The organism is Salinicola corii (assembly GCF_008298015.1).
Lineage (GTDB): Bacteria > Pseudomonadota > Gammaproteobacteria > Pseudomonadales > Halomonadaceae > Salinicola > Salinicola corii.
Genome location: NZ_VTPX01000001.1, coordinates 592,549 through 608,724, shown reverse-complemented (window position 1 = coordinate 608,724; position 16,176 = coordinate 592,549). Strand labels below are relative to the sequence as shown.

Here is a 16,176-nt window from a genome sequence, read left to right as displayed (position 1 = left end):
GGGAACTCAACCGTATGGCTCAAAATTCTGGAAAGCCACCGCTTTTTTAAGCTCTACGACCAAGGTAACGACATGACCAAGACTGCCAAGGGGGCTGTCGAGCTGACAGCCCGGCAGTCTCGTTTCGTCGAAGAGTACCTGATCGACCTGAACGCCAAGCAGGCGGCGATCCGTGCTGGCTATTCCGAGCGTAGCGCCGAGGTGACGGCTTCTCGACTGCTAAGCAATGCTAAGGTGGCGGCTGCCATCCAGGAGCGCAAGACAGCACGCTCTGCGCGCACCAAGATCGACGCCGATTACGTGCTTCATCGTCTGGTCGAGATCGACCAGATGGATGTGCTCGACATCCTGAATGACGACGGCGGTTTGAAGCCCATCAAGGAATGGCCCGTAGCCTGGCGTCGCTACGTCTCAGGCATGGATGTGTCCGAGATATGGGGCATGAACGGCGACGAGCGCGAACAGATCGGTGTACTCAAGAAGATCAAGTGGCCGGACAAGGTGAAGAACCTCGACATGCTCGGCAAGCACGTTGACGTGCAGGCGTGGAAGGAGAAGGTTGAGCACAGCCTCCCCGATGACGCCGCTGCTGTAATCCTCGCAGCCCGGAGACGATCAGGTAAAAGCGAATGAGCCCAGCCGAATACGAGCGCATGCTAGCCGAGGATATGGGCCGACTAGCTGACGACCCGATGGGCTGGGTCATGTATGCCTTCGATTGGGAGAACGACGAGTCGATCCAGAAAGCGCGATTGGTTGAGCCCTGGGCATCTCGGTATGACAGCGAATGGGGCCCTGACGAATGGGCCTGCGAGATGCTGGACGACTGGGGTGAGCATATCCGGCGCGTCGCGTTCAATGGATCTACGCCAGTCGATCCATTTCAGCATGCTACGTCATCCGGCCACGGTATCGGGAAATCGGCTGGTTCGAGCTGGATCATCCTGTTCATCATGTCGACACGCCCATTCAGCAAGGGCGTGGTGACGGCCAATACCGGTGATCAGCTCAAGACAAAGACGTGGTCAGAGCTGGCGAAGTGGAGGTCCAAGTGCATCACCGGTCACTGGTTCAATCTGGGGAGCGGCAAAGGCTCCCTGGCGATGACCCACAAGGACCATCCCGAGCGCTGGCGTGTGGACGCTCTGACGTGCCGTGAGGAGAATAGCGAGGCATTCGCCGGGCTGCACTGCGCCGACTCGTCTCCCTGGTATCTGTTCGATGAGGCATCCAACGTCCCGGACAAAATCTGGGAAGTGGCCGAGGGTGGTCTAACCGACGGCGAGCCCTTCTGGTTCGTGTTCGGCAACCCGACTCGCAACACCGGACGATTCCGTGAATGCTGGCGTCGTTTCCGCTCTCGCTGGAAGACGCAAAAAGTTGACTCTCGTTCTGTCCAGGTAACGAACAAGGACGACATCGAGCGCAAGCTCCAGGATTACGGCGAGGACAGTGACTACTTTCGCGTCCGCGTACGTGGCGAGTTCCCGTCATCGTCTGACAACCAGTTCATCGGGCAAAACCTTGTTGACGCTGGCATGGCTGTCCAGCTTGTCGAGCGCCAGATCGAGCATTCGGCGATCATCATCGGCGTTGACCCTGCATTCTCTGGCTCTGATGACGCAGTGATCTACGTTCGCCAGGGCCTGCACTCTCGCATGCTGGGCACGTGGGCCAAGACAGACGACGACGTCCTCATGGCTGAGCGTATCGCTCGGTTCGAGGATGAGCTTGGTGCAGACGCAGTCCACATCGACTACGGATACGGTACCGGCATCTACTCAGTCGGCAAGAGTTGGGGGCGCAAGTGGAAGCTCGTCAACTTCGGTGGCGCTTCATCTGATCCAGCAATGCTCAATAAGCGCGGTGAAATGTACGCATCGGTTAAGCAGTGGCTCAAGGACGGCGGTCAGTTGACAGATCAGCAGACCGCTGATGAGCTGACTTGGCCTGAGTACACCGTGCGCCAGAAAGACTCGCGCATCGTGCTTGAGAGCAAAGAGGACATCCGCAAGCGTCTCGTCGCATCTCCCAACCGGTCAGATGCCCTGGTGCTCACGTTCGCTTTCCCTGTCGTGCCACGCAAGGGCGCATCCGTTCTATCCAATCACCAAGAAGTCGCCATCGCCGACTTCGACCCCTTCGCATAGGAGTTTCCCATGGGCGACACGGTAAGCAGCCTGGTCGGTGGCGTTGCCTCGACATTCGGACTGGGTTCACAGAGCGCGCCAGACATCAATCAAGCGCCGGCAGCTGGTTCGAACATCACGCAGGATTCTAGCGCGCAGGAAGCGGGCAACGAACAGCGCCGGCGCCGTGCTGCATCGGCTGGCAGTCAGTCGACGATCCTGACCAGCCCGCTCGGTGCATCAGGTGGTTCTGGTGGTGGAAAAGGAGTCACGCTCCTCGGCCAATAACCTCACACAGTTTCATCGCCGCCTACGGGTGGCTTTTTTATGCCCGCAATATGGTGATACCTAATGGCTGACGAGTCAGAGCTGCGTAAAAAGATCTTGGCTCGTCACAGCGAGCTGAAAAACGAACGGACATCGTGGGAAACAGTATGGAAGGAGCTTAGCTCCTACTTTCAACCGTTGAAGGCCAAGTTTCTCTGCGATGACAACGCTTCGAAGCGTGAGAGTCGAGAGAACAAGCTGGTAGACAACACCGGTGTTCTGGCATCGCGTACCCTGGCATCCGGGATGATGGCCGGCATCACGTCCCCTGCCCGCCCCTGGTTCAAGTTCGAATTGCCTGATGAAGACCTGAACGACGATCAGGAGGTGCAAGTCTGGCTCGAGGACACGACCAAGCGCTGTCTTGCGGCCATGAGCCGGTCGAACGTCTACAGCGTCCTCAACAAAGCGTATCTCGATCTTGGCGTGTTCTGTACGCACTGTTTCCTTCTGCTCGAGGATGACGTAGACGACATCCGGGCAGTGGCTATGCCGATTGGCTCCTACTGCCTCGACATCGACTATCGCGGCCGCGTCAACACGATGTACCGCGAGTACCGAATGACGGTGCACCAAGTCGTGGATGAGTTCGGCAAGGACGCGGTATCTGATCGCGTGAGGCGCAACTATGAGAAAGGCGGCGCGGAGCTACAGCAGAAGGTCGATATCATCCATGCTATCGAACCTAATCCTGATCATGATCCTGATAGCCGTGATGCTAAGAAGCTACCGTTCCGTTCGATCTACATCGAGAAAGGCTCGAACGAAGGTGACGGTCTTCTGAGGCATTCCGGGTTCCATGAGAACCCGATCATCGCCCCACGCTGGATGACTCAGGCTGGCGAGACTTACGGGACTGGCCCCGGCTGGGACGGTCGCGGCGACTGCAAGGCGCTACAGCTCATGCAGTCCGATAAGCACAAAGCCGTGGCCAAGCTCATCAACCCCCCGCTCAACGTGCCGTCAGGCATGCAGAACGCGGGGCGTGTGTCGCTCAACCCTGGTGCTGTCAACTACTACGACGAGATGACCGGTGCTTCTGGTGGCAAGGGTATTCACCCTGTCTACCAGATGACATTCGATATCGGCGCCGTGTTGCAGGACATTCAGGACACTCGCCAGCGCATCAACGAAGCGTTCTACGTCGACCTGTTCCGTCTGCTGATGAACGACGACCGTAGCGGGATTACGGCGCGTGAGGTGCAGGAGCGGCACGAAGAGAAGATGTTGTTGCTCGGTCCAGTTCTTGAATCAGTTCAGAAAGACCTGCAAGAGCCATTGCTTGATCGTGTGTTCGGCATTCTCTGGCGTCGCGGCAAGCTCATGCCGCCGCCCGAGATCATGGCGGAGATGGAAGACAACCAGATCCGCGTCGAATACACGTCTGTTCTGGCCCAGGCGCAGCGCCTCGTTGGCATTCAATCGACTGAGCGATTCCTCTCGTTCGCTGGAAACATGGCCGGTGCATTCCCCTCCGTTCTGGACAACATCAACCAGGACAAGGCGATTCGCGATTACGGCGAGAGCGTGGGCGTGTCTCCGACGATCTTCAACAGCGAGGAAGACGTTGCAGCAGCGCGCCAGGCCAAGCAACAGCAGCAGCAAGCCCAGCAGATGGCCGAGGCTGCTCAGCAGGGAATACAGGGCGCGAAACTGCTCAGCGAGACCGACACGGGTGATGGCACCAATGCTCTACAGACGCTCACGCAAGGGGGCTATCTGTGACGGATGAAGAGATCCGCGAATCGCGGCGACGAGCGATAGAGACAGCATTCAAAGATGGCGAGCTTCGGCTCGCTTTTTTTGATCTCGCGGAAAGTCTCGGGTACCGCTCCGTCGCTGCTCAGGCCGACCCGCAGATGATGGCGTTCCATCAGGGTAGGCGTGCTGGAGCCAAGGCGATGCTCGATCTACTGGCCACTGCCGACCCTCTCCTTCCCTCTCGCATGGCGTTCGAATTCGATCAATTCCACGAGGAGCGCAAGCGCTCTCAACCCGAAGAATCGGAGATAGACGATGGCTGATGAAGCAGTCGATACCGGCGCTGAAGAAGGCGCACAGGAAGGTGCTGGAGAAGGCGGTAGTTCACTGCTGACCGGCGCCGAAGGTGCTGATCAGGGCGCCGAGGGCAAAGTCGAAGAGAGTGCAGTCGGCGAGGGTAAAGAAGGCGAAGGCCAGGGTGAAGACAAGAAAGGTGAAGGCGAAGAAGCCAAGCCCAACGCCCCCGAGGCCTACGACTTCAAGCTTCCGGAAGGCTTCGAAGGCGAACTGAATCAGGACGCCATCGGAGAGTTCGAGCCCATCGCTCGAGAGCTGGACCTCAACCAAGAACAGGCCCAGAAGCTCGTCGACATCTACACCCGCCAATCCCAGGCGGCCCACCAGAAGCAGATCGAGCAGTACCGCGAGACTCAAGAGCAATGGGTCAAGGATCTGAAATCTGATGCGGAATTCGGTGGCGCGAAGTTCGACGCCAATATCAAGCACGCCCAGCGTGCCATTCAGGAATTCGGCAACGACGGTATCAAGTCATTGCTCGACCAGTCCGGGCTTGGAAACAACCCGGACGTTGTGAAGATGTTTGCTGTCATCGGCAAACGTATGGCCGAGGACTCGCCCGGTCAAGGCACAGAGCGCTCATCCCAACGTGAAGTTCCTCTCGAAGAGCGCCTCTACCCCAACATGTACCCGAAGAAGTGAGGTAGCACATGGCTACGACCGGCAATACCTATCTGACGCTTGCTGACGAATTCAAGCAGCAAGACGGCAAAGGCGGCATCGCTGATATCATCGAACTGCTCGCCGAATCCAACCCGATCATGCTCGACATGATCATGGCTGAGTGTAACAACGGCACCACTCACCTGACCACGACTCGCACCGGCCTGCCGTCTGGCACCTGGCGCAAGCTCTACCAGGGCGTGCAGCCGACCAAGTCCACCACTGCGCAAGTGAAGGACGCGACCGGCATGCTGGAAAGCTGGTCCGAGGTCGACTCCAAGCTGGTGCAGCTCTCCAAGAATCCGGGCAAATTCCGCCTGAATGAGGCGACAGCATTCTTGGAAGGTATGAACCAGGACATGGCGTCCACTTTGTTCTACGGCAACACCGACACCAACCCTGAGCGCTTCATGGGTCTGGCGCCGCGATTCAACGCTTACCGTGAGATCGCTGATCGTCAGAAGCATGACGTCTACAACCAGACGGTTAATGGCGGCGGTACTGGTGCCGACAATACCTCTATCTGGTTCGTGGTATGGGGTGAGCGCACCGTCCAGGGTCTCTATCCGCAGGGCACCATGGCCGGCCTTCAGCGCGAGGACAAGGGCGAGCAGACCAAGACGCTGCCTGATGGCTCGATTCTTGACGTGATGCGCGAGAAGTTCGAGTGGGATCTCGGCCTATCCGTTCGTGACTACCGCTATGTGGCGCGTATCGCGAACATCAGCACCGCTGATCTTGTCGCTGGCACTCTCGACATCTACAAGCTGATGCGCCAGGCGTACTACCGTCTCAACCAGCGTCGCATCATCGGTGGTCGTGCTGCGATCTACTGCAACACCGACGTACTGGAAGCACTGGACGCCGAAGCCACGCCGACCAAGTCCACCACTGCATCCTATCGCCGTCTGACCAGCATGGAAGACGTCGACGGTCGCGAAGTCATGGGCTATCGCGGTATCCCGGTGCGTGAGTGTGACGCCATCCTCAACACCGAAGCCGCTGTTCCTGAGTTCGCCGAATAAGGAGACCGACATGATTTTTGACTACACCTTCCTGTTCAGCGATGCGCAGGAGCTCACGGCTACGGTCGTGTCCGAGAACGTCATCGACCTGGGTGTCAATCGCGATATCGGCAAGGGGGTTCCCGTGCCACTTCGCGTTCAAGTCGTTGAGGACTTCGCTGGCGCCACCGGACTGACCGTTGAAGTAGAGACCTCGGAGACCGAAGACTTCGCGTCATCCGAAACCATCTCTACCTCTGGCGTCATTCCGGCTGCCGATCTCGTCGCTGGCTACGTGTTCATGCCGCAGTACATGCCCTGGCGTACCAATCGCTATCTGCGCCTGAATTACACCGTGGCTGGTACTGGCACGGCTGGCGCGGTGACTGCCGGCGTCGTGGCAGGCCATCAAGCGAGCTACTAAGCCAATCGCCGGGGTTAACGCCCCGGCGCACTTTGGAGGTGCGAGATGGCTTATGTGCCATTCAAATATCGGGATGCCTCTAGCTCAGAACGATTATGGCTAGAACATCTCGAAAAAGGCCTTATCGATGCCAATGAAGAGGCATTGGAGCCTGTTGGTACTGACCGCATTGAAGACGGTGCGGTAACGACAGACAAGCTGGCAGATCAATCCGTTAGCACAGGAAAGATCGCTAACGATGCTGTTACTAATGCCAAGTTATCACCCAGCGCAGTTAATACATTACAGATTGCAGATGACGCGGTAACCAGCGCAAAGCTTGCGGCTGGTTCTGTTACGAGCTCAAAGCTATCGAATGGCGCAATTAACAATGCGCAGATCGGCGATGGCGCAGTAACCAACGTGAAAGTCGCTGCCGGAATCGACGACGCGAAGATCGATGTTGAAGATTTCGCCGGTGGCGGCATCAGCGCTGGAACGTTAGACACCGTTATCAACGGTATCGGTACGCGAATTACCACGCTTGAAGGTGCGCCAGCTCCGATCCATGTCACCGCCATTGATCTGACCGTTGACACTAATGGCGCTGTGACGGGTGGAACGGCGACCATGTCGGATAGCTCTACCTTCGCGATCACTGTCACTACTGCTTAACAGATGGGGCTACGGCCCCATTTTTCATTGGGAGCCTGTGATGGCCAAGTATCGTGCTGCTCGAAACCTGTTCGTCGATAACGTGTTTGTCGATGAAGGTGCTGAGTTCAAGTCAAATGGCAAGCCGGGCAAGCATTGGATCCCGCTTGACGCTGTCCCCAACACTCCAGCGCCGTCTGAATCATCAGACGGCGCTATCTATGCCGACGGTCCCGTTGAAGAGATCGACGGCAAGCATTACGCCGCAGTCGAAGGCCTGATGTTCGAAGTCGACCCCCGCAACGTGCGTGACGACCTGTCGCTGACCAATGCCGGTGTCAGCAAGTACGAAGCCGCAAAAGCCGAGTGAGCTCATGGACAAGACTGCGATTGCCAACATGGCGCTGAGTAGCATCATCTCGACTCGCACCATCACCAGCATGGATGACGGTTCGGTCGATGCAACGCAGTTGCGTCTCTGGTACGAGCCCACGCTTGAGCATCTGCTCCGGCAGCACCGGTGGGGCTTTGCGATCAAGTTCCGCGAGCTGGCGCAGGCTACCGTCGGAACGCCGGGATTCCGCTTTACGTACACCTACCCGGATGACTGCATCTCGATCCACAAGATCGTCTCGCCGTGCGGTCGATGGCAACGCCATTCCGTGCCGTTCAAGACTGTCGCGCTCGAGGATCGCAAAGGCATTGCCTGTGATCTACAGCATGCGTGCATTGAGTACACGTGCAGGCCAAATGAGGCGTTCTTCAGTGGTGACTTCGTGCAGGCATTCGTGGCGGCCCTGGCTAGTCGTATTGCCATGCCGATCACCAGCAATGCGAAGCTCTATCAGGCCAAGAGCCAGGAAGCACAGTTGCTGCTCTCGAATGCCAAGACGAATGACCTTGGCGAGCAATATCCCGAGCCAGAGTTGCCGTCGAAGTACGACGAGGCTCGCCGGCTCTATGGCGACGACTACAGGGGTGATCCATGGCAGAGGTGATGCAATACTCGTTCGTCGCCGGCGAACTCTCGCCGTTGTTGTACGGGCGTGTCGACCTCGCCAAGTACCCGTCTGCACTCAAGAAGTGTCGCAATTTCCTCGTTTTGCCTCAGGGAGCTGCGGTCAATCGACCTGGCTCCCGCTTCATCGTCGAGACCAAGAATTCGGGGCAGGTGCGGCTGATCCCATTCTCTTTCAATGTCTCGCAGACGTACGTGCTCGAGATGGGCTTCAACTACTGCCGAATCGTCACCAACGGTGCACAGCTTCTCGATGGCGGCAGTCCAGTCGAATTTGCCACGCCGTATGGCATCCAGGACCTTAACGAGATCACGTTCGTTCAGAGTGCCGACATCCTGACGCTCTGCCACCCCGATCATGCGCCGAGGCAGATTCGTCGCGAAGGCGCCATGTCGTGGAGCCTGTCCGAACTGTCGTTGTCGAATGACTGCTTCCAGGACCCCAACACTAATCAGGCGGCACGCATGTGGGTGACGGCGCCTACTGGAACCGTCACTGTGAAGACGAACTTCGATGCCTTCACAATCGATATGATCGGACACCAGATCCGGATCGATCAGATCGATAACGGCGATATCAACGCCTGGACAAGTTTCTGCGAGGTTGATGTCGGGCAGCTTCTGACGTCCGATATCAATACCTACGAGGTCATTCACAAGCAGGACGGTGCGCTGACAGGAAATATTCAGCCGACGTTCACCTACGGCACGGGATGGGATGGCCCGAACCGGTTTAATCCAGCATACGGGGAAGTCGTCGGCGTTCAGCTTGAGTACCTGCATTCGGGCTATGGCATCGCCCTTATCACCGGTATCACCGACTCGCGCACAGCAACGGCGACGGTTATCAGCCGTTTCCCCGAGACGGTGGTAGACGCCGGCAGCGGAAACACCCGAACCTGGGAACACACCGTCGAACCTACGTCAGGCGGTGGCCAGGGTTCGCAAAGCAACTTCTCAATCAGTGGTGCGGATAGCGCAGACCCTGAGCGCTTCTCGGTCCAAGTGCGTCAGTGGGATGACGATGCTGGAGACTATGTCTCGACGGTTCTGGGGACCAGCGAGTACACAATATCCGGTTCCACCCTCACCACGTCGTCGCCGGTTCTCACTGGCGCGCAGAGTGACGGCTCTGGTGGGACCATTCAGGTCGACACCTTTGTCACGATCACGCAGCGCGTCATCACTGGCACGTCCTACAAGTGGTATCTGCCGGCGTGGACGGATGGACAGGGATACCCGCGAGCGGTTTCGTACTTTCAGGAGCGTTTTGTCTTTGGTGGTAGCGATACGTTCCCTGACAGGGTATGGATGACTGAGTCAGGCATCTACAACTCGTTCCTGGTATCGAACCCGTCGATCGACAGCGACGCTATCGCACTGCGCATTGCCGCACGTCAGGTCAACGTGATCCGCCACATCCTTCCGCTCAATGGCTTGATCGCCATGACAAGCGGATCCGAGTTTCTGATCGGCTCGGAGAATGAAGCCCTCACGCCTTCGTCGGTATTCGCTAAAGCGCAAAGCTATCGCGGATGTGGAACGCCGGCGCCCATCGTCGTTGGTACCGTTGGGATCTACATCCAGGGCGACCAAAGTAAAGTCCGATCGCTGGCATACTCATTTGAGTCCGATGTCTACACCGGTGACGATCTCACTGTGCTTGCCGAGCATCTCTTCGATGGCCGGCGGGTCGTGTCATGGGATTACTCTCAGTCGCCCTACTCCATGGTCTGGGCGGTCTTGGATGATGGGCGCCTACTGTCAATGACATTCATGCCTGAGCAACAGGTCATCGCCTGGGCCCAGCATGACACCGACGGCACCTATGAATCGGTCTGTTGTGTCCGTGAGGGGACGATCGATGTTGCCTACGTTAGCGTCAGGCGCACTGTAGAGGGGCAGACAAAGCGCTACATTGAGCGCATCGGAGACCGTCGTTTCGACGATATCCGTGACGCTTTCTTTGTCGATTCCGGACTGACCTACGATGGGCGCAAGTCGACGCGTATCGATGTCGACCCGGGCGAGGACCCGGACTGGTCGGCTGGCAGCTACGTCGCCATTCGTGCGGATCGTGACATGTTCGATGAGAGCATGGTCGGTCGATACATCCGTATCACAGGCCATGATGGGCAGTTTGCCCAACTCGAGATCTACAACTACCTCGATCCTACGCTGGTCTATACCCACGCGGTCAGGGTTGTGCCGGAAAGCTGCCGAGTGACCTATTCGTATGATTGGGAGATTCAGGCCAAGACGCTTTCCGGACTGGAGCACCTGGAGGGCAAGACGGTGTCCGTTCTGGCTGACGGAAACGCCGTTGGTTCGTACATCGTAGAGGATGGATCAGTCACATTGCACAACTACTACGGTGTCGTTCACGTCGGACTCCCGATCACGGCGCAGATTGAGACCCTGCCTTTCAACTCCGCTCAGCAGATGATCCGCACGAAGCGCAAGCAGATCACCAAGGTGTCACTGCTGGTGAAAGATTCACGCGGAATCGAGACGGGGCGCAGCTACAGCGATCTGACCTACTACCAGACCGAGTTCGCTCAGCATAAGGAGCGCGCGCGCCTGGATGGGTGGGCCAATCCGATCACGCCGATCACCGGCAAGATCGATGTCAACCTGGCTGGGTCGTGGGATGACGATGGGACTGTGGTCGTGCAGCAGAAAGAGCCGTTGCCCGCGACGATTCTTGCCATCATCCCGGAGGTGTCAGTTGGCGGCTGAATTCATCGTGACGGAAGCCACCCCACTTCACGCCGCCGATCTGGCGCCTCGCATGCGGGAGGCAGACACCATGGAGGTGTGGGCGACCTGGCATGCAACGCCGACATCAGCCCTCGAAACCAGCCTGGCGCTAAGCACGCGCGCCTGGGCTGGTCTAGTGAATGGCTCTGTCGTGTGTATGTGGGGCGTGGCACCAACGACAATTCTCGGTGGTGAAGGTGTTGCCTGGTTGCTCGGCAGCGACTTGATCGATAAGCACAAGCGAGCATTCGTCAAAGCACATGCCCGTAGTCTGCCGGCGGTTCTCGATTGTTACAGCCACGTCTTCAACCATGTTGACGCCCGGTACACCAAGTCAATCGAGTGGCTTCGATGGCTTGGGTTTGAGATTCAGTCAGCCAAACCCTTCGGCTTTCAGGGTCTTCCCTTCCATCGAGTTGATTACTGGAGAGATTGATTATGGGGATGGCCGCAATACCCATCGCGATTGCTGCCGTAGGCGCGATCAATCAGGTTCAGCAGAGTCGAGCTCAATCCTCAGCCATGGAGCAGCAGGCCAGTCTCGCGGATAGCCAGGCCGAAGTAGTTCGTCAGAATGCCTCGACGCAGTCCAGCGAGCAGCTTCGCCGGACGCGAGGACAGATTGGTACGCAGCAAGCGGCATTCTCTGCCAGAGGAGTCGACACGTCAGCGGGATCTGCTCTAACCACCTTGGCAGACACGGCCACTCTTGGACAGTACGACGCCAACACGATCCAGAATAACGCCGCGCTTCAAGCCTGGGGCTATAACCAGCAGTCAACTCAGCTTCGATCACGAGCCAGAAGTACACGCCGAGCTGGCCTATTGAGCGCAGGCACCACACTAGCCACTGGTGGCTATCAAGGGTATCGCGCCGGTGCGTTTGGGTCCGGTGGGAATACCTCATCTGGTAATTGGTATAACAGCGCAACCACGGGGTAGAACATGCCGAGAGTTCCTCTCTACAACGGTGACAACTCGTCAGCCGTTCAGCCAGGCAATCTACCCGGATTCAATGTCATAGACGCCCGGGCTCCAGAGGGTCAGGCGGTCAATCAGGCTGTCAGCCAGGCACAGCGCATTTATTCCGATTTCCAGCAGCGCGCCGATCTAGCCGCTGTGCAGGAAGCGCAGACCGGAATTACTGACGCTACCATGCAGTGGATGGAGCAGGCGCGACAGCAGAAAGGCAAGAACGCCTTCGACCTCGAGAAGCAGGCGCAAGAGTTCTACCAGCAGCAGTACAACGAGCGTCTGGGTCAACTCAATAGCCCGGACCAGCGTGACGCCTTCATGCAGGTCCAGGCCAGGCAGCGGCCGACGTTCATGCGCGGCGTATCGAGCTACGTCAATGGTGAGATCAACCAGTACGAACAGCAGACCTATGAAGCATCAGTCAACACGGCCAGCAATGCCGCGATCCAGAACTACAATGACCCGGATGCGGTTCGCGAGCAGATACAGTTCATCGGCAGCTCAATCCGCGCCCGTGGCCAGGCAATGGGTTGGTCAGAGGAAGTCACCAACGAGCAACTGACGAATGCCCGCAGTGCGACCTTGGCCGGCGTTCTAAACCGAACTGCGCAGGATGATCCCTATGCGGCGCGCAAGCAGCTGGATGAATTGGGCGATCAACTCACGCCAAAGAACCAAGACGCGGTTCGGAGCCGCATCGACACAGAGATTCGCCAGCGTGAAGCCGAGGCCCGCGCGCGCCGCGCTGAGCAGCGACAGATTCAGGCGATTGCTCGTGCTGAATTGGTTGACCGCGTCACAGATGCTTCTGCTGCGTATCAATCCGGGCTTACTTATGCAGACCCGCCTACTAAAGATGACTTTGTCGCCGCGTATGGTGACAAAGCGGACGAGCAATACGAAGCGTTTAAGCGTGTTCAGGAAATGCAGCCAGCCATGCAAGATCTGGCGACCGCTACTCCTGAAGAAGCAAAAGCGATAATCGGACGATTTGACCCTGCTCGCCCTGCCCCATTTTACGGGGATGCCGCCCCGGGGATGATTTCAAAAGGAAATATTGATCTTTCTACTCGTCCTTCAGTTCATAATGAAGATGGATCAATCAGCACCGTTCGCTCTATCTCTATTGGAACGGAGGAAGGCGAGGTCTTGATTCCTACCGTCAGCGACGACGGAAGGATAATGTCGGATGATGAGGCAATCGATCAATACGAGAGAACTGGTCGTAACCTAGGGATTTTTGATAATCCTCAAGATGCCAGTGCTTACGCGCAAAAGCTTCATGATCAGCAAGCCGTTGAATATCTAGGAAGCCAACAGAAAGTTGCTGGAGAAGGATTTAAGCAAAAGCAGCAAATCCAGCAGGCCCTACAGCGCGCCTATCAGAACCTTGCTAAACAGCGCGAAGACGATCCTGCCGCCTATGTCGCCCGATATAGCCCGACTGTTCAGCAAGCCATCCAGGCGGCACGCACCGAGCAGACGCCGGAAGCCTACCAGGCGGTTGCACGAGCCAGCCTTGCCGAGCAAAGGCGCCAGGGCGTTGCAGATCCCAAGCCATTATCGAAACAGCAGGTGGCCGGCTTCGTGCGGATGTTCAATGACCAGGAGGAAGGCGGCGAGAACGCGGCGCAGATTGTGCAGCGTGAAAGCCAGCTTTACGGCCCCTACTTCGGTGAAGTGTTGAAGCAGGCCGGTACCAAGCTGCCGCCCGAGGTCCAGGTTATCGCCTCCGGGGCTTCGCCGGAACTCTCCGAGCGCCTGGCATCGATCGCCAACATCAAGGATTCGGACATTTTCGGGCCGCTGGAAACCGGTGTGAAAGCCGATATCCAGGCCGAAGTGACGAATCAGATGGAGCCGCTACGCCAGACGCTGATCAATCAGGCCGGTGGGCTCGAGACCTACACACGGCTCTACCAAGTCGCGGTCAAGACAGCCGCCTCCTATGCGCTGTCTGGCGAGTCGAGTGGAGATGCCGTTGAGAAGGTTGTCGACGGGATTGCCGGAAAGTACACGTTCAGCGACACCTATCGTGTACCCAACACGGTCGATGCCGATGCCGTCGGTGCCGGTGCCAGGACGTACATCAACGACCTTGCCGCTGACCAGTTGTACCCACTGGAAGGCCTCCCGGGCGTCTCGGACGAGGACAATGCACGTCAGCTCGAGGACGCCGTCAGGAACAGCGGTGAGTGGGTCACCAACAGCGACGAGACGGGCCTCGATCTAATGGTCAATGGATACCGTGTTCTGGGTCGCGATGGCAACCCGGTTTCGTTGAGCTGGGATCAGCTGGTAGAGCAAAGCCAGAAGGTCCAGGACATCCAGGAACGCAACGCAGGCTGGCTTGATACGGGGCTATAAATGACCTTTTACACAGGCGGCGCGCCCGCTCTCGACAGCCGTACCCTTCTGGATCTCCCGTCCACGACTGGAGATGCATTCGAAGCAGGGTTCGATGATGCATTCGCTGACAACCCGGGTACGTCTGTCGTTCGCATTGCCGAGCTATCGGCAGCCAACAATGGTTTCGAGTGGACATCCCCGTCAACGTGGTTTGATGGGCAAGGCCCTGACCGCATGCCGGCCAGCGAGGCACGCCAAAAGGTAAAAGGCCTGGGGCTGGAAGGGATCAGTATCCCCGATCAAGGCATAACGTCTGACGCCCTGGACATTTTGGTCGACAGGCATCGCGCAGAGCTGGCGAGAAACCAGATGCTGGCGCGCTCCGAATCCTCCATGGTTCCCCAAGTGTTCGGTGGGTTGGCTGCTACGTTCGTTGATCCTCTCAACATCGCCGCAGCGTTCATCCCCATTGTGGGTGAAGCGCGCTATGCCTCACTGGTGGCGCGTCAGACATCCGCCCTGGGTCGTGCTGGTGCGCGCGCTGGTGTTGGCGCCATCGAAGGTGCGGCAGGTGCCGCCCTCCTCGAACCGCTTCCTCTGTTCGCTGCCAACCAGGACCAGACCGAGTATGGCCTTTCCGATTCCCTGACCAACATCGCCTTCGGCGGGATTCTGGGTGGCGGCCTTCACTCGGCAGGCGGGGCAATCTCTGATGCTGTGCGGCGCCGAGCCGCCGAGGCAAACCCCGGTAATCCTGTGCCAGATGCTCCCGACATCCCGGGCGTCGATACGCCATCGGTGCGTGTTGCAGACGGTGACCTCAAATTCACGCCATCCGGTGTGACCTCGATGTCATTGTCTGACCTGGCGGCGCGCGCACCGTCTCCGCAGACGTTTACCCGTGCGTTGGATGACGATCCAATTGAAGCAGTGCGTACCACGCTGGCGAAGCAGGTACAGAACGATGAGGCTTATCTGAATCGTCGTGCGCAACGACAGGCTGCCGAAGAGATTGCCAACCAGATAGATACCGGTGGTCGCGTCGAAGGCGTCCGCGCACTACGCACCGAGCTGGCCGACGTCGAGACTCAGCTTTCCGGTATCAACGATTTGAGAAACCGCTTGCAAGTCGAGAATCAGCAGCGCGGCATGTCGCGCAGTCGTGCCCGTAATGCGGCCAACATTCGCGCCCGCACGGCTCAGCGGGAACTGTCAGCACGCCGGGATGAGCTGACTTCAACTATTGAAGGCAATCGACGCGCCGAGATGAGCACGCAGGACCGTGTCAGGCTGCTGCGCGGAGAGGTGCCCGAGCAATTCCGTGAACAGATCGATCAACGCGCCACAGAGATCCGAGATGGATTGCGCCAGAATCCCCTTGGCGCTGGCATCCGTACTGCCCGTTCGCGTGCCGAGGGCGCTCACTGGCGCACCCGTGCCGACGCACTGCGAGCTGCGGTGGTTCAGTCAGTGACTGGACAACGAATCGATGCCGAAGCGATCTACGATCTATCAGATCCGACGCGATCTAGAGCGGCCATGGAGCGCATCAAGAATCCGCAGCCAAGGCAGGCTGACCCGCAGTCTGTCGCCGAAAGCCAGCGTGCCCAGGAAGTGGTTACGGAAAATTTCGATGATCTCGAGGATTCTCGCGCCGCGCTTGCTGAAGAAGAGCAACGGTTCCGCGAATCGGTGGCGCGCATGTCTGACGAAGACCGAGCACTTATCGAGAGATCATCTCCCGAGCTTCAGGAGGCGGATCAGCTTGCACAGGCCGCCCAGCGCTACAGCCTGGCATACCGTGAAGCCGTTTTCTGCAATCTGAATTGACGAGGT

Annotated in this window: 15 protein-coding genes; all 15 read left to right on the top strand. The window is 58.0% G+C overall.

The genetic code is table 11. From position 1 onward, the window contains the following. The first annotated feature begins 72 nt into the window (after positions 1-72). Complete coding sequence (locus F0A16_RS02790; RefSeq protein ID WP_149433851.1) at positions 73-633, top strand: terminase small subunit; 561 nt, start codon at positions 73-75, stop codon at positions 631-633. Continuing rightward, the gene (locus F0A16_RS02785) at positions 630-2,150 is read left to right on the top strand and encodes a terminase (protein ID WP_149433850.1); all 1,521 of its coding nucleotides are present in this window, start codon (positions 630-632) and stop codon (positions 2,148-2,150) included. The genes F0A16_RS02790 and F0A16_RS02785 overlap by 4 nt, the downstream gene beginning before the upstream one ends. Before the next feature lie 9 nt (positions 2,151-2,159). Then, positions 2,160-2,417, top strand: a complete 258-nt coding sequence (locus tag F0A16_RS02780) for a hypothetical protein (RefSeq protein WP_223119688.1) — start codon at positions 2,160-2,162, stop codon at positions 2,415-2,417. Positions 2,418-2,480: 63 nt separating this feature from the next. Continuing rightward, the gene (locus F0A16_RS02775) at positions 2,481-4,181 is read left to right on the top strand and encodes a portal protein (RefSeq protein WP_149433849.1); all 1,701 of its coding nucleotides are present in this window, start codon (positions 2,481-2,483) and stop codon (positions 4,179-4,181) included. Then, on the top strand, positions 4,178-4,480 hold the full coding sequence (locus tag F0A16_RS02770; RefSeq protein ID WP_149433848.1) for a hypothetical protein: 303 nt from the start codon (positions 4,178-4,180) through the stop codon (positions 4,478-4,480). The genes F0A16_RS02775 and F0A16_RS02770 overlap by 4 nt, the downstream gene beginning before the upstream one ends. Continuing rightward, the gene (locus F0A16_RS02765; RefSeq protein ID WP_149433847.1) at positions 4,473-5,156 is read left to right on the top strand and encodes a peptidase; all 684 of its coding nucleotides are present in this window, start codon (positions 4,473-4,475) and stop codon (positions 5,154-5,156) included. The genes F0A16_RS02770 and F0A16_RS02765 overlap by 8 nt, the downstream gene beginning before the upstream one ends. 8 nt (positions 5,157-5,164) lie before the next feature. Continuing rightward, entirely contained in the window at positions 5,165-6,202 is a 1,038-nt protein-coding gene (locus tag F0A16_RS02760; protein ID WP_149433846.1) for a major capsid protein, read from the top strand. 10 nt (positions 6,203-6,212) lie between these two features. Beyond that, positions 6,213-6,605, top strand: coding sequence for a Bbp16 family capsid cement protein (locus F0A16_RS02755; RefSeq protein WP_149433845.1), 393 nt, complete (start codon positions 6,213-6,215; stop codon positions 6,603-6,605). 45 nt (positions 6,606-6,650) lie between these two features. Next, a complete protein-coding gene (locus F0A16_RS02750; protein WP_149433844.1) occupies positions 6,651-7,259 on the top strand; it encodes a hypothetical protein in 609 nt (202 codons plus the stop codon). A gap of 40 nt (positions 7,260-7,299) precedes the next feature. Beyond that, entirely contained in the window at positions 7,300-7,608 is a 309-nt protein-coding gene (locus F0A16_RS02745) for a hypothetical protein (RefSeq protein WP_149433843.1), read from the top strand. Positions 7,609-7,612: 4 nt separating this feature from the next. After that, positions 7,613-8,236, top strand: a complete 624-nt coding sequence (locus F0A16_RS02740) for a phage connector family protein (protein ID WP_149433842.1) — start codon at positions 7,613-7,615, stop codon at positions 8,234-8,236. Continuing rightward, complete coding sequence (locus F0A16_RS02735) at positions 8,224-10,995, top strand: phage tail protein (RefSeq protein ID WP_149433841.1); 2,772 nt, start codon at positions 8,224-8,226, stop codon at positions 10,993-10,995. Before F0A16_RS02740 ends, F0A16_RS02735 begins: the two co-directional genes overlap by 13 nt. Then, the gene (locus F0A16_RS02730) at positions 10,985-11,452 is read left to right on the top strand and encodes a hypothetical protein (RefSeq protein WP_149433840.1); all 468 of its coding nucleotides are present in this window, start codon (positions 10,985-10,987) and stop codon (positions 11,450-11,452) included. Before F0A16_RS02735 ends, F0A16_RS02730 begins: the two co-directional genes overlap by 11 nt. Before the next feature lie 509 nt (positions 11,453-11,961). After that, positions 11,962-14,358 (top strand): hypothetical protein, encoded by a 2,397-nt coding sequence (locus F0A16_RS02725; protein ID WP_149433839.1) that lies wholly within the window; start codon positions 11,962-11,964, stop codon positions 14,356-14,358. Next, positions 14,359-16,170 carry a hypothetical protein gene (locus F0A16_RS02720; RefSeq protein ID WP_149433838.1) on the top strand — a complete coding sequence of 604 codons (1,812 nt, stop codon included), beginning with the start codon at positions 14,359-14,361 and terminating at the stop codon, positions 16,168-16,170. Positions 16,171-16,176: the final 6 nt, after the last annotated feature.

Coding starts and splice junctions, on each gene's coding strand:
- F0A16_RS02765 (WP_149433847.1), top strand. CDS start 4,473: ATGGCTGATGAAGCAGTCGATACCGGCGCTGAAGAAGGCGCACAGGAA.
- F0A16_RS02775 (WP_149433849.1), top strand. CDS start 2,481: ATGGCTGACGAGTCAGAGCTGCGTAAAAAGATCTTGGCTCGTCACAGC.
- F0A16_RS02745 (WP_149433843.1), top strand. CDS start 7,300: ATGGCCAAGTATCGTGCTGCTCGAAACCTGTTCGTCGATAACGTGTTT.
- F0A16_RS02760 (WP_149433846.1), top strand. CDS start 5,165: ATGGCTACGACCGGCAATACCTATCTGACGCTTGCTGACGAATTCAAG.
- F0A16_RS02750 (WP_149433844.1), top strand. CDS start 6,651: ATGGCTTATGTGCCATTCAAATATCGGGATGCCTCTAGCTCAGAACGA.
- F0A16_RS02740 (WP_149433842.1), top strand. CDS start 7,613: ATGGACAAGACTGCGATTGCCAACATGGCGCTGAGTAGCATCATCTCG.
- F0A16_RS02735 (WP_149433841.1), top strand. CDS start 8,224: ATGGCAGAGGTGATGCAATACTCGTTCGTCGCCGGCGAACTCTCGCCG.
- F0A16_RS02785 (WP_149433850.1), top strand. CDS start 630: ATGAGCCCAGCCGAATACGAGCGCATGCTAGCCGAGGATATGGGCCGA.
- F0A16_RS02755 (WP_149433845.1), top strand. CDS start 6,213: ATGATTTTTGACTACACCTTCCTGTTCAGCGATGCGCAGGAGCTCACG.
- F0A16_RS02725 (WP_149433839.1), top strand. CDS start 11,962: ATGCCGAGAGTTCCTCTCTACAACGGTGACAACTCGTCAGCCGTTCAG.
- F0A16_RS02720 (WP_149433838.1), top strand. CDS start 14,359: ATGACCTTTTACACAGGCGGCGCGCCCGCTCTCGACAGCCGTACCCTT.
- F0A16_RS02780 (WP_223119688.1), top strand. CDS start 2,160: ATGGGCGACACGGTAAGCAGCCTGGTCGGTGGCGTTGCCTCGACATTC.
- F0A16_RS02790 (WP_149433851.1), top strand. CDS start 73: ATGACCAAGACTGCCAAGGGGGCTGTCGAGCTGACAGCCCGGCAGTCT.